The organism is Pantoea sp. A4 (assembly GCF_000295955.2).
Lineage (GTDB): Bacteria > Pseudomonadota > Gammaproteobacteria > Enterobacterales > Enterobacteriaceae > Pantoea > Pantoea multigeneris.
In genome coordinates this window covers 43,198-67,822 of record NZ_ALXE01000023.1, presented here as the reverse complement: position 1 = coordinate 67,822, position 24,625 = coordinate 43,198, and the positions used below count along the sequence as shown (strand labels likewise).

At 52.2% G+C, this 24,625-nt stretch carries 21 protein-coding genes; 11 read left to right on the top strand and 10 right to left on the bottom strand.

The window, feature by feature from the left end:
- Nucleotides 1-164: 164 nt before the first annotated feature.
- Both B880_RS0110210 and soxR read right to left on the bottom strand, forming a co-directional pair.
- Nucleotides 165-1,514 (bottom strand): NCS2 family permease, encoded by a 1,350-nt coding sequence (locus B880_RS0110210; protein WP_017347308.1) that lies wholly within the window; start codon nt 1,512-1,514, stop codon nt 165-167.
- A 261-nt stretch (nt 1,515-1,775) separates the two neighbouring features.
- Nucleotides 1,776-2,264 (bottom strand): redox-sensitive transcriptional activator SoxR, encoded by a 489-nt coding sequence (gene soxR, locus B880_RS0110205; RefSeq protein ID WP_017347307.1) that lies wholly within the window; start codon nt 2,262-2,264, stop codon nt 1,776-1,778.
- Between the two features lie 100 nt (nt 2,265-2,364).
- Between soxR and soxS the strand changes: the two genes are divergently transcribed.
- Both soxS and B880_RS0110195 read left to right on the top strand, forming a co-directional pair.
- Nucleotides 2,365-2,787 (top strand): superoxide response transcriptional regulator SoxS, encoded by a 423-nt coding sequence (soxS, locus tag B880_RS0110200; RefSeq protein ID WP_026042552.1) that lies wholly within the window; start codon nt 2,365-2,367, stop codon nt 2,785-2,787.
- Between the two features lie 229 nt (nt 2,788-3,016).
- Entirely contained in the window at nt 3,017-3,298 is a 282-nt protein-coding gene (locus tag B880_RS0110195; RefSeq protein WP_017347305.1) for a YjcB family protein, read from the top strand.
- Nucleotides 3,299-3,366: 68 nt separating this feature from the next.
- On the opposite strand, the gene B880_RS0110190 is transcribed toward B880_RS0110195, so the two are convergent.
- Both B880_RS0110190 and B880_RS0110185 read right to left on the bottom strand, forming a co-directional pair.
- Entirely contained in the window at nt 3,367-4,308 is a 942-nt protein-coding gene (locus B880_RS0110190; RefSeq protein ID WP_026042551.1) for an ATP-grasp fold amidoligase family protein, read from the bottom strand.
- Between the two features lie 8 nt (nt 4,309-4,316).
- On the bottom strand, nt 4,317-5,573 hold the full coding sequence (locus B880_RS0110185; protein ID WP_017347303.1) for a hypothetical protein: 1,257 nt from the start codon (nt 5,571-5,573) through the stop codon (nt 4,317-4,319).
- Nucleotides 5,574-6,084: 511 nt separating this feature from the next.
- Here B880_RS0110185 and B880_RS0110180 point away from each other — a divergent pair.
- Nucleotides 6,085-6,498, top strand: a complete 414-nt coding sequence (locus B880_RS0110180) for a transposase (RefSeq protein WP_017347302.1) — start codon at nt 6,085-6,087, stop codon at nt 6,496-6,498.
- Between the two features lie 853 nt (nt 6,499-7,351).
- On the opposite strand, the gene B880_RS0110175 is transcribed toward B880_RS0110180, so the two are convergent.
- Nucleotides 7,352-8,281, bottom strand: coding sequence for a LysR substrate-binding domain-containing protein (locus B880_RS0110175; RefSeq protein ID WP_017347301.1), 930 nt, complete (start codon nt 8,279-8,281; stop codon nt 7,352-7,354).
- Between the two features lie 326 nt (nt 8,282-8,607).
- Between B880_RS0110175 and B880_RS0110165 the strand changes: the two genes are divergently transcribed.
- The 6 genes from B880_RS0110165 (at nt 8,608) to B880_RS0110140 (ending at nt 15,724) form a co-directional block, all read left to right on the top strand.
- The gene (locus B880_RS0110165; RefSeq protein WP_017347299.1) at nt 8,608-9,213 is read left to right on the top strand and encodes an ankyrin repeat domain-containing protein; all 606 of its coding nucleotides are present in this window, start codon (nt 8,608-8,610) and stop codon (nt 9,211-9,213) included.
- A gap of 103 nt (nt 9,214-9,316) precedes the next feature.
- On the top strand, nt 9,317-10,129 hold the full coding sequence (locus B880_RS26700) for a DUF2877 domain-containing protein (protein ID WP_157060543.1): 813 nt from the start codon (nt 9,317-9,319) through the stop codon (nt 10,127-10,129).
- Entirely contained in the window at nt 10,107-11,657 is a 1,551-nt protein-coding gene (gene fdrA / locus B880_RS0110155; protein ID WP_026042549.1) for an acyl-CoA synthetase FdrA, read from the top strand. Before B880_RS26700 ends, fdrA begins: the two co-directional genes overlap by 23 nt.
- The gene (locus B880_RS0110150) at nt 11,657-13,075 is read left to right on the top strand and encodes a DUF1116 domain-containing protein (RefSeq protein ID WP_017347295.1); all 1,419 of its coding nucleotides are present in this window, start codon (nt 11,657-11,659) and stop codon (nt 13,073-13,075) included. The genes fdrA and B880_RS0110150 overlap by 1 nt, the downstream gene beginning before the upstream one ends.
- A gap of 110 nt (nt 13,076-13,185) precedes the next feature.
- Entirely contained in the window at nt 13,186-14,730 is a 1,545-nt protein-coding gene (locus B880_RS0110145) for a hypothetical protein (protein WP_017347294.1), read from the top strand.
- A 43-nt stretch (nt 14,731-14,773) separates the two neighbouring features.
- Nucleotides 14,774-15,724, top strand: coding sequence for a carbamate kinase family protein (locus B880_RS0110140; protein ID WP_017347293.1), 951 nt, complete (start codon nt 14,774-14,776; stop codon nt 15,722-15,724).
- A 125-nt stretch (nt 15,725-15,849) separates the two neighbouring features.
- Here the strand turns inward: B880_RS0110140 and B880_RS0110135 are convergent, their stop codons facing one another.
- Genes B880_RS0110135 through B880_RS0110120 form a run of 4 tightly spaced genes read right to left on the bottom strand, consistent with a single transcriptional unit; the run spans nt 15,850 to nt 19,826 of the window.
- On the bottom strand, nt 15,850-17,163 hold the full coding sequence (locus B880_RS0110135; protein WP_017347292.1) for an MFS transporter: 1,314 nt from the start codon (nt 17,161-17,163) through the stop codon (nt 15,850-15,852).
- Nucleotides 17,156-17,788 carry a DUF4286 family protein gene (locus B880_RS0110130; protein WP_026042548.1) on the bottom strand — a complete coding sequence of 211 codons (633 nt, stop codon included), beginning with the start codon at nt 17,786-17,788 and terminating at the stop codon, nt 17,156-17,158. The genes B880_RS0110135 and B880_RS0110130 overlap by 8 nt, the downstream gene beginning before the upstream one ends.
- A gap of 2 nt (nt 17,789-17,790) precedes the next feature.
- The gene (locus B880_RS0110125) at nt 17,791-19,134 is read right to left on the bottom strand and encodes an amidase (RefSeq protein ID WP_017347290.1); all 1,344 of its coding nucleotides are present in this window, start codon (nt 19,132-19,134) and stop codon (nt 17,791-17,793) included.
- Between the two features lie 11 nt (nt 19,135-19,145).
- Nucleotides 19,146-19,826 carry a DUF2848 domain-containing protein gene (locus B880_RS0110120; RefSeq protein ID WP_017347289.1) on the bottom strand — a complete coding sequence of 227 codons (681 nt, stop codon included), beginning with the start codon at nt 19,824-19,826 and terminating at the stop codon, nt 19,146-19,148.
- A 114-nt stretch (nt 19,827-19,940) separates the two neighbouring features.
- Between B880_RS0110120 and B880_RS0110115 the strand changes: the two genes are divergently transcribed.
- Nucleotides 19,941-20,615 carry a GntR family transcriptional regulator gene (locus B880_RS0110115; RefSeq protein ID WP_017347288.1) on the top strand — a complete coding sequence of 225 codons (675 nt, stop codon included), beginning with the start codon at nt 19,941-19,943 and terminating at the stop codon, nt 20,613-20,615.
- Nucleotides 20,616-20,885: 270 nt separating this feature from the next.
- Here B880_RS0110115 and ssb1 read toward each other — a convergent pair whose 3' ends face one another.
- Nucleotides 20,886-21,434 (bottom strand): single-stranded DNA-binding protein SSB1, encoded by a 549-nt coding sequence (ssb1, locus tag B880_RS0110110; protein ID WP_017347287.1) that lies wholly within the window; start codon nt 21,432-21,434, stop codon nt 20,886-20,888.
- 224 nt (nt 21,435-21,658) lie between these two features.
- Here ssb1 and uvrA point away from each other — a divergent pair, with 224 nt between their 5' ends.
- A complete protein-coding gene (gene uvrA / locus B880_RS0110105) occupies nt 21,659-24,490 on the top strand; it encodes an excinuclease ABC subunit UvrA (protein WP_017347286.1) in 2,832 nt (943 codons plus the stop codon).
- Nucleotides 24,491-24,625 lie beyond the last annotated feature (135 nt).

Here is a 24,625-nt window from a genome sequence, read left to right as displayed (position 1 = left end):
GACTAGCGGAAAAAACGGAAAATTCGTTGAGATGAGGTTTGTGTTGGTGCGTTGTGAAGCTAAGGTTCGAGCGTTTAAGATTGGCGGATGTACAGCACGGTTATCACATCCATTACCAGGCTGGCTCCCTCTCCCGCGTGCGGGAGAGGGTTGGGGTGAGGGGCTTAAATCGCCCAGCCACCGGCATAGAATGCAACGAGTGCCACGGCAATGATCACCGTGCCGGCGTTCAGCTTACGCCACTCACCGGCAAACAGGCGGCCAATCACCAGCGTGGCGAAACCGAGCATAATGCCGGTAACGATATTACTGGTTAGCACGATTACCACGGCCGTTAACAGACCCGACATCGCATCCACAAAGTCTTTAAAATCGATCTTGGCGACATTACTCAGCATCAGCAAACCGACGTACATTAAGGCAGGCGCAGTTGCGTAAGCCGGAACCAGATAAGCCAGTGGAGACATAAACAGAATCAGGAAGAACAGTAATCCAACCACTACTGCGGTTAAACCGGTCTTTCCACCTGCTGCTGTGCCCGCAGCCGATTCGATATACACCGCCGCAGGCGCTGCCCCCACTAAACCAGCAAACAGGCTACTTACCGAATCTGACGTCAGCGCGCGGCCACCGTTAATAATCTGCCCCTGCTCATCCAGCAGATTTGCCTGACCTGCAACGGCACGAATCGTGCCGGTAGCATCGAACACCGCTGTCATCACCAGCGCCAGTACGCTAGGGAGCACCACCGGGCTGAGCGCGCCGGCGATATCCAGGCGGAATAGCTGAGAATGCCCGTTACTGTCGGTCAGCGTCGGCAACGCAAACAGCCCCTGCCAGCGCACCGCCGGATCAAAGATCAATCCCAACAAAGAGATCGCCACGATCACCAGCAAAATACCGCCCGGCACCCGACGCTTTTCCAGACCAATAATCGCCGCCAGTCCCAACAGTGTCATCACGACGGGGAAAGCAGTGATATGTCCCAACACCACCGGCATCCCTGCGCCGGGGTTTTTCATCACCAGGCCCACACCGTTTGCCGCAATCAGCAGCAGAAACAGACCAATCCCCACGCCCGTGCCGTGCGCCACACCCATCGGCAGGTTACGTAAAATCCAGCCACGAATTCCGGTGGCAGAAATCAGGGTAAACAACACGCCCATCAGGAATACGGCACCCAACGCCACCGGCACACTCAAATGCTGTCCGGCCACCAGGCTATAGGCGGTGAATGCGGTTAACGAGATCGCGCAGCCAATCGCCATAGGCAAATTAGCCCACAGGCCAATTAAGATTGAGCCAAAACTGGCCACCAGGCAGGTTGCAACGAACACGGCCGTTGGCGCAAATCCAACGCCACCCAACATGCCGGGGACCACGATGACGGAATACACCATCGCCAGAAAAGTGGTCAAACCGGCCAGGATCTCCTGACGCACGCTGCTGCCACGTGCGGAAATAGCGAACCAGGCGTCCAGCTTGCCAGCGGACGGGCGTGATTCTACAGACATAATTGAACCTCAATAGCAGGGAGTTAAGGCGAAAAGTACTGGCGGCAACACTGCACATTTATTAACCAGATGATACGCAAACGATTATCCGGCCTTTTCTGGCAGAGGATCAACTGCTGAATTGCGATATAGCAGAACAATTAATGGTTACTCTGGATTTTCAACATGAGGTGCTACGCAGCTGAACCCAGCCGTACGGCCCCAGAGCCAAACGGGTGCTGTATCAGTCATCTCTCCGCAACGGGGCCGTTGCCAGCATGCTTAGCCGTGGGGATCTTCGCCTTTCTCCTCCTGATGCGGCTCCAGCAAGACGGCACCAGACCCCTGTTCACCCAGTTTGTCGCCGGGATTGCGCAGCGGACAGTCGCGCATTGAGAGACAACCACAGCCAATACAGCCATCAAGGTCATTACGCAAACGCATCAGCGTATCAATACGGTTATCCAGCTCCTGACGCCAGTGTTCAGTCAGTGTATTCCACTCCTGAGTAGACATGCGTTTGTCCGGACGTAAATGCATCAGGCTTTCACTGACGGTGGCCAGCGGTATGCCAATGCGCTGAGCAACCTTGATGATTGCCACTCTTCTGAGTACGTCACGCCCGTAGCGTCGCTGATTACCGCCATTACGCGTACTGGAAATTAACCCTTTGCTTTCATAGAAATGCAGGGCCGATACCGCTACGCCGCTTCTTTTTGCCACCTCACCGGGGGTAAGAACGGGCTTGGGATAATTGCGTTCTTTTTTCATTTTGGCTCTTTACCTCAAGTTAACTTGAGGAATTATACTCCCCGACAGCTAAATCATGAATCCCTCGGGCGATCCTGCCGGTTTTGATAAGGATAAGACGATGATGCAAGAGGAAATTATTTTTTCACTCACCCACTGGATTGAGCAGAATCTTGATAAGACGCTCTCCATTGATGAAGTGGCCGCCAAATCTGGTTATTCAAAGTGGCATCTGCAGCGTATGTTCCGTTCTGTGACGAAACAGACGCTGGGTGGTTACATTCGTGAACGCCGTCTGACGCTGGCTGCAGAAGCGCTACGTCAGACCCAGCGTGCAGTGTTCGATATTGCGATGCAGTATGGTTTTGATTCACAACAGACATTTTCGCGGGTGTTTCGCCGCCAGTTTGCACAGACACCCACGGCTTATCGCCACACCATGCGCCGCCAGGCCATGCAGCGTCCGCGTCTGGTGACCTTTGACTGTAATGACAACACCAGTTTCAATTCACGCCCCCAGGGTGAGTACTGCCCGATTTTCTGATAGCCCTTCACGCGCCCGCTCCGGGTGCGTGGCTTTCCTGCCTGCTAAAAAATTTGCTGCCGATAGAGGTGCAAATTTTATTCAAATTTTCAAATCCAGTGATATAATGTGAGCCAGGTCACATATTGACCACCTGTTCCGCAATAGCAGGATGCCCCTGACATCCTGCTGTCTCATGCTATGTCGTACGCCTGTCAGGGATGAATACCGAAATTTGAGGTCCATGCCAATGGCTACGTTAACTACCAGTCTGCTCGTTATGCGTTGGGAACTGCTCAGCGCCGTTATGATGTTTTTCGCCAGTACCATGAAGATTAAATTCCGCCGCAACAGCAATCACCTGCTGGCTTTTGCCTGTGGTGGCGTAGGTCTTGGCATGTCATGTTGGTTCGTCACCGGCCTGCTCGGCATTACGTTGAGCATGGAGACACTGAACCACATGGTAGACGTCACCAAAACATCATTCGTTAACGTAATGAGTATGACGCCAGCCACCTGGCCGATGCCGTAAGCAAGCACTGCTTCCTGACAGCACAATAAAAAACCCTGCAATGCAGGGTTTTTTATTGTGCTGTGTGGTCAAATTTTCTTAGGTATAGTGGCGATGCTGGCTTTCACGCTTGAGCTCTTCGTCTCGCCGCGATCCTGAATCCACATATCTCCCATCATCTGATTTAAGCCTCGATCCAGCCCGGTCACCAGCCCTGCTCCCGGCGTAAAGGTCAACTCGCCAAAGTAAATCCGCTGATCGTGGATGTACCAGTCCACCCGAACGTAATCGAAATCACTGGCGAGGACTTTGCTCAGCTCCAGCGCCTGTTGCAGTGGTGCTTTAAGCGCCGAGATATCCAGACCGGTATCACGGATCTTATGAAACGCCTCGCAGAGATTGTTGACGAAAAAACTCATTGATAACGCAGGATTTTCCCGGTTATAGATCACCTGTAACACATACTCAAAACGGCCATCGCGTTTGTTAAACATATGAAATTTATAATCAATCGGCGGTTTTTTTCCATCGCCAATATACTGTTCAACAATGATGCGAGGCTGAATAAAACGGTAATGAATTTCCCGCGATGCGCTGGCATAGTCGGTGTTTAACCATTGATGGCAGCGTTGAATGATCTGCTGTTTTTGCCGCATGTCTGGCTCTTCCAGCATAATCTCCACCAGGCTGGAGGCGTGATTGGGTTTGATTACAGCACCTTTCCACTGCGCTAATCCGTTTAACGTCGTGGGATCCGTGGTTTCATGCAGCAGCGGGATTAAGTACGCGGACCCGATCCTGGACTCAATGTGTTCACGCACCAAAAACTTGTCAGACAGGCGTGCGTAACGTTGGTGATCGCCGCAAACAAACTTCCGGTACAAGACCTTTTCGTTAAACACTTTAGGCTGCCGCAGGTTCGGCAACTGGTGAAAAGTGCGGTAGTAGTAGAGACGATCCTGGTATGCCCAAGGCATTTTTTTAATGAAGTATTGGACGCTTCTTCTGAGTTCGTCTTTCAACTTTAACATCTGGAACCTCATTTGTAGGTTTTGTAGTTGAGTGAGGAGATCTGAATTTTTTGGATAACGCCGTTTTTGAAGAAGTAGTTCATCACGGTAAGGGACAAAAGTTCTGAAAGAAAAACACTCCACGCGGCTCCCAAAATGCCGTGCTGATGAATCAGCCACCACGAAAGCGGCAGGCTAATCGCCACCAGACAAGTAATTTTTCCCAGTAGATAGTTAAAGCCTCCCTCTTTAACCATGTAGCGATAGGCTACGGTCCCCATTGCCGAAAAGCAGGTTGCTGACGACAGCAACGTGATGAGACTTCCTGACTGTGTGTACTCATGGCCGTACAAGGCAATAATGATCTTCTCGCCAAACAGCGCGACGACGAAAAGCATCAATAATGAAACACCCATCACATACCCATGCAGCCGTGCCGCTAGCCGCAGAGCAACTTCCCCACGCGCTCTGAAAATTTCCGTAAAGCAGGACGTAATCAGCGCGACAGGAATAAAAATCCACGACGCCGCGACAGTATTTGCCGCGGCAAACAACCCCAACTCACGCGCAGGTGCAATGCCAGCAAGGAACATCTGGGCAGTTTTTACCTGCACCGCAATGAAAATACTGGAGATAGCCAACGGTAAACCGGCATACAGTAAGTAACGTAAGTAAGCGGGTCGCTTCGCCTGCGGCGGTGCAATATCTGTTGTTTGCCGATAAAAATGATGCCGCTTAATGGCATAGGGAATCAGCGTTACGCTGATCATGGATAACGTCAGCCACAGCGGGTCGAGGCGCTGCCAGGCAATAAAAAAACTGATGGCAAAGCTCAGCATCAGCCCCGTTGCGTTGGCGAGGGTATTTAATCTCGAGGCCAGACGCGCATTGTTGTAAACGCTGAAAGTATCCTGGGTAACAAAGACTGACGCCACAAACGACGCTAGCGCAAACCCGATAAAGTTCTGCGGCATTGCGTACCACACCCATGCCAGCAGAGGAATTGCCGTGATTAATAGCAGCACGAATCGCAGGCTGCGTGCAACGCGCATCAGGCGAAGTCCCTTTGCTGTGCTTTTGCTGATGCTTTTAAACAGGATAGTTTCAGTACCAAACACCGCGATGGTTTGCACCATGGAAAACAGCGAAACAGAAAAGGTCATCTGGCCAAACACCGCAGGACCAAACGCCTTAGCCACATAGGATGTGACAAAGATCACGCCAAATACGGAGACAATTTTTTCTGACATCATCCAGGCAGCGTTAGACATTACGCTATATTTCATCGACTCATTCCTTCGCGTGAAACCACTACAAACAGCTAACTCACTGAACGCTATTTATTTTCCAAAATTATGCTTTGCGTCCGATAAATCTGAAATCAGGTATACGCACTGAGCATTTAGGTTTAGGCCATAACGCGGAATGTTGACTCAGGATAATTCCGATTATAACGGCGATAAGTTATCTGGCTAAAAACGATTTCATCCCTAACCCACTGAAAATAATAACCCTCTGGCAAGGTTATTTCAGTGGTTCCGGCCTCTTTCAAATGAAAGTAAGTTATCTTTGTGGAGTGGTGAAAAGAATTTATATCAAAACCCCCATTCCCGAAAGGTACGCCCCGCCATTTGGAATAAAATAAGATTTATCCCATGATGATATTTATTCTAAATAAATTAATTTATACCTAGCACTTCAAATCGAAAAATTAAATTCTGCTTAATAGCGGCGGCAGTGCCAGATATTAATGCAGTTAATTTCATTCATTAATTGATAAGAAAGGTAAGCGGACTTATGAGAAAGTCACGATATAGCGAAGCACAAATCACCAATGCTATTAAAGCATCTGAATCCGGCGTTAAGGTCAGGGAGATTTGTGCCGAACTGGGCATTTCAGAAGCCACTTTCTACAGTTGGAAGAAAAAATTCTCGGGTTTATCCTCCGAAGAAGGACGTAAAATCAAGGACCTGGAAGAAAGGCTTTCTGTTATGAGCCGCGAACTGCAAGCGCTCAGCTCCGACAAGGAGATGTTACAGAGTGTGCTGAAAAACTTTTTCACCACCCATGAGAAACGTCAGGCCGTCAACTTTTTACAAAGCACCTTTGAAATCGGCACCCGCCGCAGCTGCCGTTTACTGGATATTAGTCGCAGTGTGTACCACTATCCGCCTCAAACGGACAACCAGAATGACTATCAAGACCATTGATTATCATTTTGTTGCCAGGAATTTTCCACGCCACTAAGGTTATTGGTGCTATTAATCAAGTTTCCCTAAGGTGAATTTTTCACCGGGATTTTCTTATATTTATGTTCTGTAATTGACACGCTTTTGACAAAAAGCTTGATAAACACCAGCAAAAAACGCCAGCTTTCAGCTTGTTTGCGTGTCCCCGATCTCATTTTAAGTGAGATCGGGGGTTAATTGTTCAACTCAGGTTTCCTGACACTGTGGTTTGTTTACAGATAACTTTGTTTAACTGCCCTGAACAAAAAACCGATGAAGGTTCACAACGCAACAAGAGAGTGCTGGCCCTGCTTTTATTTAACAGTTCATTTACATTTCAGGGGCAAATGGCGTTTTAAAATACAGTCTCACTGAGAGCACTTTCATTAAAAACTTTAATAAAGCTAAAGGTTACAGCCAGGGCATGACTTTAATTCACAAAAAATGATCGGTGAACAACTTAAAAATTAATGTTTTATTGCAAGAGGCGGTACTGTTCCTGGCAACACAGGAGCTACAAATTGAATAAAAAGTGGTCTACTCACCGGTCAAGGCAGGACCAGAAGCTGCTGGGACAGAGCGACAAGGTTGCACTATTGCTGTAACAAAGCTTACGACTGGCCGTTTTTTGCGGGGAAAAAGCGCGATAAATTGTCTGAGGCGACCTCTCCCTGAGCCAGAAGTGACCTTCAGTGATACGTGAGTAAGGCAAAAAATATGAGACCTTGCAGTACTTTCGACAGTTAAAAAGAGAAAAACGTGGCCATGCTCAGCAAAAAACCGTTTCCTGGCCTGGCGTAAATCTGAAAAAGCCCCTGACGAGTGCTGCCAGGTGCTAACGTCCTGACAGCAGATCCTGATAGATAGCGCGCAGCATTCCTCCTTCAGCGAACTCCTGGGTAATCCACTGCGTCACCTGACCGTTTGCTGCATGACGCGTCGCCAGTAACATGCCCGACTTCTGGCGTGGGTTAATCACTTCACGCCGCACCAGCAGCCCCTTTTCGATAGCATCGCTTGCCATGTACTCCGGCAGGAAACCAATGCCTTCTCCCATAATCTGGCAATGGCACTTGGTATTGAAATCAGGCACCAGTAATACTTCCTGCCCATGCAGCAGCCAGCCGACTTTTTTATTGATGGTGTCCGCCGTATCTTCCACCATGATGTTGGGATACAGCCGCATCTGACTTTCTGACAAAGGTTCTGGCATATGCGCCAGTGGATGAGTCGGTGACAGTGCAAAGACCCAGCCAATAGCACCGATTTCGGTGTAATCGATACCGCCGCCATCCAGTAATGTGCCAGGCGCGCCAATGGCGATATTCACCTGGTTATTGATCATGGCTTCCCAGACCCCATTGTAGACCTCTGTCGTAATGGTGAACTGGCAAGTCGGGAAGCGCGTTTTGAGGACTTGCAGCAACTTTGCCGTATGCCACGGCGTATAGAGGAGCTGATTAATACAGATGCGCAGCCGTGCCTCGATCCCCTGGGCGATCGTATCTATGCCCCGCCGAATCATCTCAAAATCATTGAGCAGATCCGACGCTTTACGATAGAAATAGAACCCGGATTCCGTCAGTTCGATACTGCGCGTGTTACGTTCAAATAGCACCACACCCAATCCGGTTTCAATACGCTTTATGGCATAGCTGATCGCAGAGGTAGTCAGTTGCAGCTCCTCAGCGGCTTTGCTGAAACTGCTACAACGTGCAGCGGTAGTAAAAACCAACAGGTTTTCTTCAGTGAAAATCGAGTTCATTTTCGCCCTGCTCCCGCAATGAAAGACGGATCTACGGCTGTCGCAGCAGATCTCAGTGAAACGTCAGAGTGAATGAATGTGCCACTGAATCACACCTTGCAGCATGAGCTGCATCACAGAACAGCGTGATTTCAATTGCAGACGGTTTAGAGCGTAACTTTTATTTCTTTTTTCTACTCTTTCAGTGTAAATCAAAGTAAATAAAAAATCATTATTGAACACCATTCAACAGTACTGCTGATCAAGTTGAATAGTCTTTAATGGGCTATTTTTGACAAAATAACCTTGCTATTCTTTCGCCATCAATTCAGGAATGGAGCACTTTCATGTCACCTTATCAAGATATCGATAGTTTCTTTTCTGCTGCGGCGCAAGGCGATATTGCTACGCTAGAAAGCCATCTGGAAAAAGGCATTAATATTAATGCCACCGATAAGCAGAGAAGAACCGCCATTATTATTGCCAGCCTTAATAAGAAATATTCATGTGTACAACATCTCATTCATGCGGGTGCTGATATTAACCAGCAAGACGATACCTGTTTTAACCCTTTTCTTATCAGCTGCCTCACTAACGATCTGACACTGCTGCGGATGGTTTTACCGGCAAAACCCGATCTTAATCGCCTGTCACGTTTTGGTGGTGTTGGTATTACCCCTGCCAGTGAAAAAGGTCATATTGAGATTGTGCGTGAGTTATTAAATTGTACTGATATCAATGTGAATCACACTAACTTTGTCGGCTGGACGCCATTGCTGGAAGCCATTGTGTTAAATGATGGCGGCCCGGTGCAGCAAGAGATCGTCAAGCTCCTGCTGGAACACGGCGCAAACCCACATATGACCGATAAATACGGCAAAACACCACTGACTTTAGCGCGTGAGAAAGGCTATCACGAAATGGCTGAGCTGCTGATCGCCGCCGGAGCCTGATCTAAGGAGAAATGCTATTTCAACGCACCCCAGATTGTGCGTTGCAGCGCTCTCTGCTGATACAGAATTTCCCCGCCAGTCGTTAACAGGGGTTGTTCAGCAGGTGTTTCGTCGCGCGGTGAATCTGTATCAGCCTCAGCAGCAACAGCTTTTCACCCTGCTGAGCCATGAATATGACAACGCTCCGAATAGCTGCAGAATCGCCACTACGCACTTTAATACGTTGTTTCGTCCCGGTGAAACGGTCGCATTTTCCCCGCACGGCATCGCGATCGGCACAGATAAGTGGATAGATTACACCCACTGCACAATCTGGCATCCGCCGGTAATATCCATTACTCGGGAGGAATTAAAGACTGTTTGCTGGAGATCATGGCAACAGCTCATTAATAGTGAAATTAGATATAGCAATAGCCTGTTTAAATATCGCGGTGATAATTTATTTTATCAACAACTCGCAACATTATTACAACAAGGCCGACAGGCCATCATGAATTCGATAAAAAACAATCTGGATCCCACGCAACCTATGAGCAGTCTCATCGGCCTTGGCATTGGTCTCACCCCTTCAGGGGATGACTGGTTATGTGGATTTAGCATGATATTTTTCCTGCCGGGCCATCCGGGTGAAAAATATCGACCTTTTTTAATTGATGCGTTGGCATCCGGGAAACCAAAAACCACGTTATTAAGTGCGATTACGCTGGGGCACCATTTACAGCACCGTTATCGCGAACATGTTGGTGAATTTATTCCGGCACTGCTGAGTAACAACCGGCAAGCCATTAAATCTGCCATTCAAAAGATAAAAGAAATCGGGTCGAGTTCAGGCTGCGACATGCTCTGCGGTATTGCAGACGCCTGTGCTTTGACTGCGGAAATCGGAGAGCATTATGTCCGTCAAGATAGTGATTAAACCCAACACCTACTTTGACTCCGTCTCATTAATGTCTGTTTCTACTAAGGCTAATCAGTTAAATGGCGTTGAGCAGGCGTTTGTCGCAATGGCGACAGAGATGAACAAAGGCGTCCTGAACAATCTTGGGCTGATGACGCCTGAGCTGGAAGCTGCACGCAATGGCGACCTGATGATTATCATCAAAGGCCACAGCGATGAGGCTAATGAAGAGAATCTGCTGGCAATCGAAGCGCTGTTCACCCAGAAAGGGGGCAACAGCGGCAGCCATGAAGCAAGTTTTGCCACTCTAAGCAGCGCAAAAGCGCATAACCCAGACAGTAATCTTGCGGTTATCGCGGTGAATGGCCTGTTTGCGGCCCGTGAAGCCCGCCTGGCGCTGGAAAACGATCTCAACGTCATGCTGTTTTCTGACAACGTCTCGCTGGCTGACGAATTGGCCCTCAAACAGTTAGCCCACGAAAAAGGCTTATTGATGATGGGGCCAGACTGCGGCACAGCCATTATCAACGGTGCTGCACTCTGCTTTGGCAATGCAGTACGCCGCGGCAACATTGGTATTGTGGGCGCTTCCGGCACGGGTAGTCAGGAGCTGAGCGTACGTATTCATGAGTTTGGCGGCGGTATTTCACAGCTCATCGGTACCGGTGGACGCGATCTCAGTGAGCAGATCGGCGGCCTGATGATGCTGGATGCCATAGCAATGCTGGAAGCCGACGCGCAAACCGAAGTGATCGTGCTGATCTCCAAGCCCCCTGCCCCAGCAGTGGCAGAGAAAGTGCTGGCTCGCGCTCGCCTGTGCCATAAGCCGGTGGTGGTTTGCTTCCTTGGTCGTCAGCCACAGCCTGAAGATGAAGTGGGCTTACAGTTTGCCCGTGCCACCAAACAAGCGGCACTGAAAGCGATTCTGCTGACAGGTGTTAAGGAATCCAGTCTCGATCTTCATCCGTTGAATCTGCCACTGATTGAAGAGGTGCGTGCGCGTCTGACCCCACAACAGAAGTACATCCGTGGCCTGTTCTGCGGTGGCACGCTGTGTGATGAAGCGATGTTTGCTGCCATGGAAAAACATCCAGAGGTTTACAGCAATATTCACCCCGATCCCGCCTTCCGCCTGCAAGACGTCAACCAGAGCCAGGGGCACACCTTCCTTGACTTCGGTGATGATGACTTCACCAACGGCAAACCCCATCCCATGATCGATCCTACCAATCGCATCAGCCGCCTGATCCAGGAAGCGCGCGATCCCGAAGTCGCCGTGATCGTGATGGATTTTGTACTCGGTTTTGGATCGCACACCGATCCGGTCGGCGTGATGATCGAGGCGATCCACGAAGCAAAAGCGATCGCCGCAGCGGATCAACGCCCACTGGAGATCCTCGGTTACGTGCTCGGCACCGACCTGGATACCCCGTCTCTGCACCAGCAGTGCCAGCTATTAACCGATGCGGGTGTTATCTGGGCCAGCAGCAGTACCAATACCGGTCTGCTGGCGCGTGAATTTGTCTGTAAAGGGGAGAACGCCTGATGAGCCAGACACTGTTTAATCAACCACTAAACGTTATTAATGTCGGCATCGCGCTGTTTCGTGACGATCTGAAAAGCCAGCATATTGCTGTGACACATCTCGACTGGACACCGCCAGGTCAGGGCAACATGCAGGTGGTTGAAGCGTTGGATCAAATCGCCGATCCCCGCCTTGCGGATAAAATTGCGGCCGCGAACCAGCAGGCGCTGGAGCGGATTATCCAGTCTCATCCGGTTCTGGTGGGTTTTGACCAGGCGATCAACGTGGTTCCAGGCATGACGCCTACCACCATTTTGCACGCCGGGCCTCCCGTCAGTTGGGAAAAAATGTGTGGTGCGATGCGCGGAGCTGTGACCGGGGCGCTGGTGTTTGAAGGACTGGCGCAGAATGTGGAAGAGGCGGCTATCCTGGCAGCTTCGGGGGCAATCACCTTCTCCCCTTGCCACGAACATGACTGTGTAGGGTCAATGGCGGGCGTGACCTCCGCTTCAATGTTCATGCATATCGTGGAAAACAAAACCTACGGCAACCGCTCCTTCACCAACCTCAGCGAGCAGATGGCCAAAATCCTGCGCATGGGTGCTAACGATCAGAGCGTTATCGATCGTCTGATTTGGATGCGTGATGTGCTTGGCCCAATGTTACGTGATGCCATGAAACTGGCAGGTGAAATCGACCTGCGTCTGATGCTTTCTCAGGCCCTGCACATGGGTGATGAGTGCCACAACCGTAACAATGCGGGCACAACGCTGCTGATTCAGGCATTAACGCCGTGGCTGATTCAGACCGGTTATCCGGTCGCACAGCAGCGCGAAGTGTTTGAGTTTGTTGCCAGCAGTGACTACTTCTCTGGCCCCACCTGGATGGCAATGTGTAAAGCCGCAATGGATGCAGCACACGGTATTGAATACAGCACCGTGGTCACCACCATGGCGCGTAACGGCGTGGAGTTTGGCTTGCGTATCAGCGGTTTGCCAGGCCAGTGGTTTACCGGCCCCGCCCAGCAGGTGATTGGCCCGATGTTTGCGGGCTATAAGCCGGAAGATTCAGGCCTGGATATTGGCGACAGCGCCATCACCGAGACATACGGCATTGGTGGGTTTGCGATGGCAACCGCGCCAGCCATTGTGGCGCTGGTGGGAGGAACAGTGGATGAAGCGATTGATTTCTCGCGCAAAATGCAGGAAATCACGCTTGGCACCAATCCGAACGTCACGATCCCCCTGCTCTCCTTTACCGGTGTGCCTACCGCCATCGATATCACTAAAGTGGGCAGCAGCGGCATTTTGCCGGTGATCAACACCGCTATCGCCCACAAAGATGCCGGGATCGGCATGATCGGCGCGGGTATTGTCTACCCACCGTTTGCCTGCTTTGAACAGGCTTTGTTGCACTACCGCGATCGCTACTGCCAGTAAGAGCAGCCGGGGCGATAACACGCCCCTTTTATAACGCATCGCGCATGTTGTTCACCTGCAGGACCGGGTTAACCGCCCGGCACATATGACCCTGTGAAGGACACTCTTTCATGAACCGTTTAAAACTCCAGTGGACACGAGGCGATTGGGCGGGCTATTTCGGCCTGATGACCAATAACCTCACTAACTTGCTGACGATGATGGGACTGCTGATTTTTGTGGTCGGCATTCCAACTGAGATCGTCTACGGCCGTATTGCGCCTGCCTTTGGTCTGGCCGTAATGACAGCGGCGATTTGCTACACCTGGTTTGGTATCCAGATGGCAAAACACACCGGCCGCAGTGATGTGACCGCACTGCCTTCCGGCCCAAGCGCACCCTCCATCTTCACCGTTACGTTTCTCGTGTTGATGCCGGTGTATCAAACCACTGGTGATGCTGAGTTTGCGATCCAGATTGGTCTGGTGTGGTGCTTTGTTGAAGCGCTGATCCTGATCGGGGGATCATTCCTCGGTGAATCGATCCGCCGAATGATCCCACGTACCGTGCTGCTCTCTTGCCTGTCTGGTCTGGGCCTGCTGCTGCTGGCGATGAACCCGATGCTCCAGGCCTTTGAAGCACCGACTGTTTCTTTCATCGTACTGCTGCTGATCTTCATCAACTGGTTTGGTAAAAAGCCGATATTTGCCCGCATCCCAACCGGGCTGCTGCTGCTGATTGCCGGTGCGGCGTTGGCCTGGATTTCTGGCCTGCAAAGCCCGGAGGCGATTAAAGCCTCTATTGCTTCATTTGGTTTCCATCCACCTACAATTCAGATCTCCAGCTTTATGGATGGCTTACCTCATGCGTTGCCTTATCTCGCTTCTGCCGTGCCTCTGGGTCTGGCGAACTATATCTTCGATCTGGAGAACATTGAGAGTGCACATGCCGCAGGGGATGAGTACAACACTCGTAACGTGATGTTAACCAATGGCTTAGCCTCAATTCTCGGCTGCCTGATGGGCAATCCTTTCCCGGTCACGGTGTATGTCGGCCATGCCGGATGGAAGCAGATGGGCGCACGCATCGGTTATACCCTGGCTTCTGGTGTGACGATGTTTATCGTACCGCTGTTTGGCCTGGGCGCCTTTATGCTCTCCATCATCCCGATGACCGCCATCGTGCCGATTCTGGTATTTATCGGCGTGGTGACCGCCAATCAGGTGGTACGGGAAACCCCGAAAGCAGAAGTGCCGGTGATCTTTATCTGTCTGTTCCCGTGGATTGCTAACTGGGCGCTGACCATGATGAAGAGCGTACTGAGTGCCGCGGGCACCTCTGCCAGCGAAATCGGCACCGATGTGCTGCACAGCAAAGGCGTCTACTGGGATGGCTTAGTGCATCTCGGCAGCGGTGCCCCGCTGGCCAGTATGCTCTGGGGCTGTATCGCTATCTTCGCCATCATGAATAAACCACTGCGTGGCGCAATTGCTGCGGCTTGTGGCGCCTTCCTCGCGCTGCTCGGCATTATTCATGCGCCTGCTTTGGGCCTGGCCCAGGGGACTTCCATGCTGTTTGTGATCGCCTATCTGATGATGGCCGCCATGCTGGTCGTAAAACACTTCCTTGATAGCCGTGAAACCGCTGTCACACAGCCCGCTGATAAAACCGCATAACACCTCGGGCGAGCTCATGCTCGCCCCAGTACTGGAAACAGAGATGAAACAACTCGTTGTGGTTGCCATTGGTGGCAACAGTATTGTGAAAGATAACCAGAGTCAGTCGGTTGCTCACCAGGCCGAGGCCGTCAAACAGGTGGCGGATACCGTGCTGGAGATGCTGGGCAACAATATTGATGTGGTGTTGACCCACGGTAACGGCCCACAGGTGGGGCTGGATCTGCGTCGCGCCGAGCTGGCACATCAGCATGAAGGTCTGCCTTTGACGCCACTCGCCAACTGCGTGGCTGATACTCAGGGCGGCATTGGTTATCTGATCCAGCAGGCCCTGAATAATCGCCTCCAGACACTCAACGGTAAAAAAGCCGTGACGGTGGTCACTCAGGTCGAAGTCGATGCCGAAGATGCTGGCTTTATCACCCCAACCAAGCCGATTGGGGCATTTTTCACGGCCGAAGAGCGCGATGCTTTACTAGAAGCCAACCCCGACTGGCACTTTATTGAAGATGCCGGACGCGGTTTCCGTCGCGTGGTCGCTTCGCCGCAGCCACAGCGTATTGTGGAAGCCGATGCGATCAAAGCTCTGGCGCAACAGGGCTTTGTAGTGATTGGCGTGGGCGGCGGCGGTATTCCCGTGCTGCGCGCTGCCAATGGCGATTACCGCAGCATCGATGCCGTGATCGACAAAGATCTCTCCACGGCCTTGCTGGCAGAAGAGATCAAGGCCGATGTGCTGGTGATCACCACTGGCGTAGAAAAAGTGTGCATACACTTTGGCAAGCCAGAGCAGCAGGCATTGGGTGAAGTCACCGCGAGCGAAATGCAACGCTACAGCCAGGAAGGACATTTCCCACCAGGCAGTATGCTGCCAAAAATCGAGGCCAGCCTGGCCTTTTTACGGCAGGGTGGAAAACGCGTCATCATCACCACGCCGGAATGTCTGCCAGCCGCACTACGTGGTGAAACCGGCACGCATATTGTGATCGGTTGATTTTGAAGCGGTAGAAAAATGGCAGTTGGCCGGGTTCCTGAACGTAATCCGCAGACTGCCAGACATGAAAAAACCTCGTCCTGTGAGGTTTTTTCATGTCAATCATGGTCACGCATAAGAGTTTATCAAAGGTGTTTGTGTGCTGTTTCTTTCGCTTTCCACAGGGCAAACAGCGTGATGGCCAGCGCCAAACTGACATACAGCGACACCCACAGCGTGCTACCCATTTCCTTAAACAGCGTCGTGATAATCAACGGTGCAAAGCCACCACCGATAATGCCAGCCAGGGTATAGGCCAGTGACGATCCGGCATAACGCACATGACTGGGGAACTGTTCAGTGACAAAGGCTGCCTGCGGACCATACATCATCGCATGGATCAGCAACCCGCCGATGACCGCCAGCACAATCAATACCGGTTGGGTGCTGTCGAGCAATACGAAGAACACAAACGACCAGACAATCGCCAGCAATGCCCCGGTGATATAGACCGGACGGCGGCCCCACTTATCTGACAGCGCGCCAAACATCGGTACAGTAATTGCGTTACCGATCGCCCCCAACATCGTTGCCATTAATGCCAAAGGACGCGGCAGTTCTAGTACCGTGGTGACATAAGTCAGGGTAAACACCACCACCAGTGCGTAGAGCACATCAGAACCAATACGTGAACCACCGGCAATCAGCAGCTGTTTCGGATAACGCACAAACACCTCTTTTAACGGGGTATGCGTCGTTTTCTCCGCAGCCTGCATAGCGACAAAAGTCGGCGTCTCTTCCACACCGCGACGCAGCCACAAACCAAACATCACCAACAGCAGGCTGAGCAGGAAGGGAATGCGCCAACCCCAGGCCTGGAACTGCTCGGCACTCATCAATACCGTCACTAAGGTAATAAAGCCCGTCCCAATAAGCGTTCCGCAAGATGGCCCAACTTGCGCAAAGGAGGCATTGCGCCCGCGCTTGTCAGGATCGCCATGCTCCATCGAAAGCAATACCGCACCTGCCCATTCGCCCCCTAACGCAATACCTTGCACAAAACGCAGCGCGACCAGCAGCACAGGACTCCAGATCCCCCAAACGGCATAGCCTGGCAGTAATCCCATGAGCGCGGTGGTCACACCCATGATCACCAACGTGATGATCAGCACCGCTTTACGACCGGCCACATCCCCTAAATGACCAAAGACAAATCCACCAAGCGGACGTGAAATGTAGCCAACCGCATAGGTCGAGAAAGCCAGAATGGTACCGACCAGCGGATCGAAGCTGGGGAAAAAGACATGATTGAACACCAGGGCTGCCATGATGTTGTAAACCGTAAAGTCATACCATTCCAGCGCGGTTCCAATCGAACTGGCCGCAGCCAGTCGACCGGTTTTCGAAGTGGTGCGCTTAGCGCGCACCGTCTGCTGCAAAGAGGAATCTGTATTAGCCATGTGCCAACTCCTGTTTAGTGAGCTGCCAGCTCAGGGCATAACGTTGACTTACGCCTGAAAGTGCTGCGGCTGCGGTCGTCGCCAGTTGATCACAAGTTTGCGCGTCACTGCAGTGAATCAGCAGCATGGGGAGCATCTTACGCGGTGTTTTGGGCTCCATCGGCAAAGGTGAGCTGAGTTCAGCATCCGGGGTCAGTAAGCTGGACGAGATATAGCCTGGCGTCTGGCTGACCTGTTGCTGCCATGCGATTAACATGTCGCTATCGAAGCTGCTTAACGTCACCACCGCCAGATTATTGCCACTACCCTGACCATGGCGATGGGTAACGGCACTGACCCGGCGCATCGGGTTCACCATTTTTTGCAGATTTTTCACGGACCACTCAGTTTGGCGAGTGAACGCCGCGTGATAGTCCGCGCTGGTGAACGCTTCCAACGATTCGGTTTCATACAAGCCAAGATATTTGCGCTCAGCGTTGATCGCCTGATAGCGCGTTCCACTTAAGAACCCACTGATCGCCACGCGCTCTTCAACGTGTTCATGGTCATACCACTGGTTAAAATCAGCTTCATCTTCAGCGCTAATGTTAGTGGCGACAAACAGCATGCCGTGAGGTTGAGTCATTATCAGGATCTCCAGTTGAGGGCAGTTTCCACGGCAAGAGACCAGCTGATTAAGCGGGCATCGTCACCATGAACAGAAGCAAGGCTTAGGCCAACCGGCGCACTGCCGGCGGTGTGGCAAGGTAAAGAGAGCGCACAGCCATCCAGCATGTTGATTACGCTGGTGTTGCGCAGCATCAGGGCATTGATCTCCATGTAACGCTGTGGGTCATCCAGTGAAGCAATGCCAGGCGCGATACAGGGCACCGTTGGCATCAGTAAAGCGTCAAAGCCGACCAGGGCAGCATTTACACGGCGCTGCCAGGCTTGCCGTTGTTGATAAAGCACTTCCGCATCCTGAGCGGTGAGATGGCTGCCCCGCTGTACGCGAACCAGTACTTGAGGATCGTAAGCTTCCGGCTGCGCCAGCGCGGTTTGTTGGTGCCACTGCCACGCCTCATACGCCGTAATACCGCCACGGGCATTCATGCTGTTCAGTTCATCCAACTCAGTGAGTGGAACATCGATTAGCGTTGCGCCTGCCTGCTGCAGGGTGTGAATTGCCTTTTTCCAGGCATCAGCCACATCGTTATCTAATCCGTCCAGTACACGCGTCTGTGGGATAGCAAAGCGCGCTCTGTGCAAATCAACCTCTTGCATCTCCAGCGGCTGTTGCGCAATGACGCTATCGAGCAGCCAGCAGCTGCGAACGTCATGGGCAATCACGCCAATACTGTCGAGAGAGGTAGAGAGCGGCAAAGTTCCTGCCTGATTTATCCGACTGGCTGTAGGTTTAAAGCCGGTCAATCCGCACAGTGCAGCAGGGATGCGCACCGATCCCCCTGTATCCGTGCCAATTGCGCCGAGACACATGCCATCAGCTACGGCGACGGCCGCACCGGAGGAAGATCCGCCCGGAATACGTTGTTCTGCTCGCTTCCAGGGATTAGCCGGTGTGCCGAAATGTGGGTTGATACCCAGCCCTGAGAAGGCAAACTCGGTCATATTGGTTTTGCCAACCACCGCGGCACCCGCCTGTTGCAGGCGATCGACCACACTGGCGTTAGCCACGGCTGGCGCTGCATTCAGGAGAAGATGAGAACCCGCCGTCGTTGCCTCGCCCTGAACATCAAAGAGATCTTTGATACTGACAGGTAAACCATCAATTGCACTGCGAGATTGCTGCTTCTGCCAGCGCTGTGCCGCGTCAGTCGCCTGTTGTGCTGCCTGAGATACATAGCGCCTGGTAAAAACGCGTGCGCCCTCTTTCGCCGGATCTTGTGCTGCATGCAGTGCCGATGCGGTGAAGCTTTCAGGACCCGTTTCACCGGCCAGCAGTTGCTGACTGGCTTGCCAGAGTGTGGTCATCAGCGAGCTCCTTATGCCACCACCGGCAGTGCACCGGTTTGATAAGCGTGTTCCAGCGTGCGCTTCAACACGGGATCGTGCAGAGACATACGGAATTCACTGGCTGGGCGAATGCCGCCAATAGCCCCTAAGGTGCCGCAGGACATCGCCATTCCTTCTCTCGCTTCAGCTCCCTCCAGATAACGCGCCAACAGGTCCTGTGGCGTAAGCAGTGAGGCAAGCGTACCTTGCTGATAAACCACCCACTCATCGTGCTCTTTAATCCATGAGGTCAGCACCAGTGAATCCCAGTGCTCAATCACCTCCGCCATACGCCAGGCAGTGCGGGCAACGGGTTTAATACAGGCTTGCTTGGAGAGCGCTACGCTAAATGTCTCCAGATAGCGGTCAGTGTGGTCAGAGGTGAGAGAAACCCACCACTCTCCGCGATGGAAGAACACGAAAGGCTCGGCTTCACCGGAGGTTTCATTTCCCACCACTTCCAGCTGCTGCAGCTGACTTAGCTGGTTAGTTGCAACACGATAGAACAGAGGCACTGCACCAGGAGCGGGCACGCCTAAGGCCTCAAGTTCCCTGATGTGGTGCAAAACAGCGTCTTTATCGCGTCCTGCCCAACCCGCAATAATGAAATGAGTAACCTCAACATCGAGGGTCGTGGCGGTTTGATCGCCGAGAGTGAACTGAAGGTGCATGCGATAATCCTCTCTTTAAAAATCACAGTGAAATTTCACAGTGTTTTCAAACTAGCGATTTTCATGCCACTTTTTTGTGTAATATGTCTCACAGGCAAAAAAAGGAATGTCGTGATGAGTGAGTCAGTTACTGAAAGTGTGAACCCGGCCAACCCAGAGAAGAGTCTTTCGTTAAATGAACAGGCCTATCTGGCGTTCAGATACCGGCTGACCACCCTGCGTTACAAGCCCGGGGAATATTTAAATACTGCTCAAGTCATGGATGATTTAGAAATGGGACGCACCCCCATCAACCAGGCGATTCACCGTCTGGCAACCGAGGGGCTGTTGCAGATCATTCCACGTAAAGGCGTAATGGTTGCCCCTCTGTCGATTGACGATGCGTTGGAATTGATTGAGGTTCGATTGGTAAACGAGACGCTCTGTGCTGAGCTTGCCAGCCAGAAAGCCAGCGAGTCACATATTCAACAACTGCGTGACCTGAATCAGCAAATTGCTCTGGCAGGTAAGTCACGTAACCGCGAAAAAATGATGTTATTAGACCGCGAGTTTCATCAGGTACTGGCTGATATCGCAGGCAATCGCCGTCTCTCAGATATTCTTAGCGTCATACATGCTCAGACCCAACGTTTCTGGGCAACGACCCTGTCTAATCGTGACCATATTGATGAAGTGATTGATGAGCATAACGAGATTATCAATGCACTCGCTTCCGGTGATAAACAGCACGCAGCCAGCGCTACCCAGGCACACATTTTTTCCTTTAAGCGCGCGCTAATCCTCACTTAATGTTGAGGAGTGCCCTCGCTTTGATGGTAATTGTTATGTTACCTCCCGGCTACTGACGCAGAGTCCACAGGCTGTAGCGCAGCACATTGTTTGAAATCGCAGTCCTCGCTTTTACAGCACTCGCGCAATAAACATTCACGCAGGCAGCGGAAAATAAAAAAGCCCTGCGAATGTTGCACACTCGCAGGGCTCTAAATTGCTTTTTCTTTTAAAGACAACCGGTTAAAACATTACATCAAGCATGATTTAACGGCGGTGGCTTTATTCCACTCAGAATGGAATGTCGTCATCAAAGTCCATCGGCGGTTCGTTATTCGCCGGGGCACTCTGCTGTTGTGGCTGCGGACGAGACTGCGCGCCGCCGCTGAACTGATTGCCGCCCTGTGGCTGCTGTGGCTGGCCCCAACCGTTGTTGTTGTTGCTCTGGCCCTGACCGCCGCCCATAGGAGCGCCTGCGTTACCGCCCTGCTGACGGCCGCCCAGCATCTGCATGGTGCCGCCAACGTTAACCACGACTTCGGTGGTGTATTTTTCCTGACCGCTCTGGTCCTGCCATTTGCGGGTACGCAGCTGGCCTTCAATGTAAACCTGTGAGCCTTTACGCAGGTATTCACCGGCTACTTCGGCTAACTTGCCAAACAGCACAACACGGTGCCATTCGGTGATCTCTTTGTTCTCACCGGTTTGCTTGTCACGCCAGCTTTCTGACGTTGCCAGCGTAATGTTCGCCACCGCGCCACCATTTGGCATGTAACGTACTTCCGGATCCTGACCCAGATTCCCGACTAGAATCACTTTGTTAACGCCACGACTGGCCATGTTGGTGTCTCCCGATGAGTTGATGCTTAAAGTCTAAACCGTGAATTCTACCACGTCACACGTGGAGTTCCCACTTTCCGAGCAGGGTTCCATTTTCGCCTGGTTTGTCACCAAATTGCAAAGAGTACTGGATATTTATTCAGCTTTTTTTTTGTGCCATAATGATGCGTTCTGCTGGTCATGTCAGCAAGGCATGGCGAGTGTTGCTAATCCGGGAAATGTGAATGGATAAGATCGAAGTTCGCGGTGCTCGCACCCATAATTTGAAAAACATTAACCTGACCATTCCGCGTGACAAACTGATTGTGATCACCGGTCTGTCTGGCTCAGGAAAATCCTCGCTCGCCTTCGATACCCTGTACGCTGAAGGCCAGCGCCGTTACGTAGAATCGCTCTCTGCGTACGCACGTCAGTTTCTGTCGCTGATGGAAAAACCCGATGTAGACCACATCGAAGGGCTCTCTCCTGCCATTTCCATCGAACAGAAATCCACGTCGCACAACCCACGCTCAACCGTGGGCACCATCACTGAAATTCACGATTACCTGCGCCTGCTGTTTGCACGCGTGGGTGAACCCCGCTGCCCGGACCACGACGTCACGTTAGCCGCACAGACGGTCAGCCAGATGGTCGATCAGGTCCTGGAGCAGGATGAAGGCCGCCGCCTGATGTTGCTGGCACCGGTGGTGAAAGATCGCAAAGGTGAACACACCAAGACGCTGGAGAATCTGGCATCTCAGGGCTACATTCGCGCCAGGATCGACGGCGAAGTGTGCGATCTCTCCGATCCCCCTAAGCTCGAACTGCAAAAGAAGCACACCATCGAAGTGGTGATTGATCGTTTCAAAGTGCGTGACGATCTGGCAACCCGCCTGGCCGAATCTTTTGAAACTGCGCTGGAGCTGTCTGGTGGCACCGCGATTGTGGCCGATATGGACGACAAAGAGGCAGAAGAACTGCTGTTTTCGGCCAACTTTGCCTGCCCGGTTTGCGGCTATAGCATGCGTGAACTGGAACCTCGCCTGTTCTCCTTTAATAACCCAGCCGGTGCTTGCCCAACCTGTGACGGGCTTGGCGTGCAGCAATATTTCGATCCCGATCGCGTGGTACAAAACCCAGAGCTTTCGTTGGCTGGCGGCGCGATTCGCGGCTGGGACCGTCGTAACTTTTACTATTTCCAGATGCTGCGCTCACTGTCTGAGCACCTCAATTTTGACGTTGAAGCGCCGTTCAACAGCCTCGACGATAAAACCCAACAGGTGATTTTGTACGGTTCTGGCAAAGAGAGCATCGAGTTCAAATACATCAACGATCGCGGCGATACCTCGGTCAGACGCCATCCGTTCGAAGGCGTACTGCATAACATGGAGCGCCGCTACAAAGAGACTGAGTCTGCCGCCGTCCGCGAAGATCTGGCGAAATACATCAGCAACCGCTCCTGCACCAGCTGCGAAGGCACACGTCTGCGTCGTGAAGCGCGCCATGTGTTTGTCGAGAACACCACGCTGCCGACGATTTCAGATATGAGCATCGGCCATGCAATGGACTTTTTCCGCAACCTGAAACTCAGCGGACAACGCGCCAAAATTGCCGAAAAAGTCCTGAAAGAGATTGGCGATCGTCTGAGCTTCCTGGTCAATGTGGGCCTGAACTACCTCTCAATGTCCCGCTCGGCAGAAACCCTCTCCGGCGGCGAAGCGCAGCGTATTCGCCTTGCCAGCCAGATTGGTGCTGGCTTAGTCGGCGTGATGTATGTGCTGGATGAGCCATCGATTGGCCTGCACCAGCGCGATAACGAACGTCTGCTGGAAACCCTGATTCACCTGCGTAATCTCGGTAATACCGTGATCGTCGTGGAACATGACGAAGATGCCATTCGCGCCGCAGACCATGTGATTGATATTGGCCCAGGTGCCGGGGTGCACGGCGGGCAAATCGTTGCAGAGGGTACGGTGCATGAAATTATGGCGCAAGAGGCTTCGCTGACGGGCCAGTTCCTCAGCGGCAAGCGCGAGATCGCCGTTCCCCAGGAGCGCGTTAAAGGTGATCCGAGCAAAGTCCTGAAGCTGAGCGGCGCGCGCGGTAACAACCTTAAAGATGTCACTCTGACGCTGCCCGTCGGCCTGTTTACCTGCATTACCGGCGTATCCGGCTCAGGCAAATCGACCTTGATCAACGATACGCTGTTCCCGATCGCTCAGCGCCAGCTTAATGGCGCAGTGAACAGCGAACCGGCTCCATATCGCGAGGTCTCCGGGCTGGAACACTTTGACAAAGTCATCGATATCGACCAAAGCCCGATTGGCCGTACACCACGTTCCAACCCGGCCACCTATACCGGCATTTTCACCCCGGTGCGTGAGCTGTTTGCCGGTGTGCCTGAATCACGTTCGCGCGGCTATAACCCAGGGCGTTTCAGCTTTAACGTGCGCGGCGGACGTTGTGAGGCCTGTCAGGGTGATGGCGTGCTGAAAGTGGAAATGCACTTCCTGCCAGATATCTACGTTCCCTGCGATCAGTGCAAAGGCAAACGCTATAACCGTGAAACGCTGGAGATCAAATACAAAGGCAAAAGCATTCACGAAGTGCTGGAGATGACGATTGAAGAAGCACGCGAGTTCTTCGATGTGGTGCCAGCACTGGCGCGTAAGCTGCAAACGCTGATTGACGTGGGCCTGTCCTATATTCGCCTTGGGCAGTCCGCCACGACGCTGTCCGGTGGTGAAGCACAGCGTGTGAAACTGGCGCGTGAACTGTCCAAGCGCGGCACCGGTCAGACCATCTATATTCTGGATGAACCGACTACCGGCCTGCACTTTGCCGATATTCAGCAACTGCTGGAAGTCCTGCATCAGCTGCGCGATCAGGGTAATACCATCGTGGTGATTGAGCACAACCTCGATGTAATCAAAACCGCAGACTGGATTGTCGATCTCGGCCCAGAAGGCGGCAGCGGCGGTGGCCAAATCCTGGTGGCTGGCACACCGGAAACCGTTGCCGAGTGTGAGCAGTCACACACGGCACGCTTCCTCAAACCGTTGCTGAACAAAGCGTAAACCGTTCTCCTGTATCTGTTTCTTCTCGCCTGTTTCCCCGCAGGTGTGGAGAAACAGGCAAGATTTCGACACATACAGGCATATACGCTATGCCGCTCAGTGACTATCCTTTCTCCTGTTCCCCTTTGGCACGCT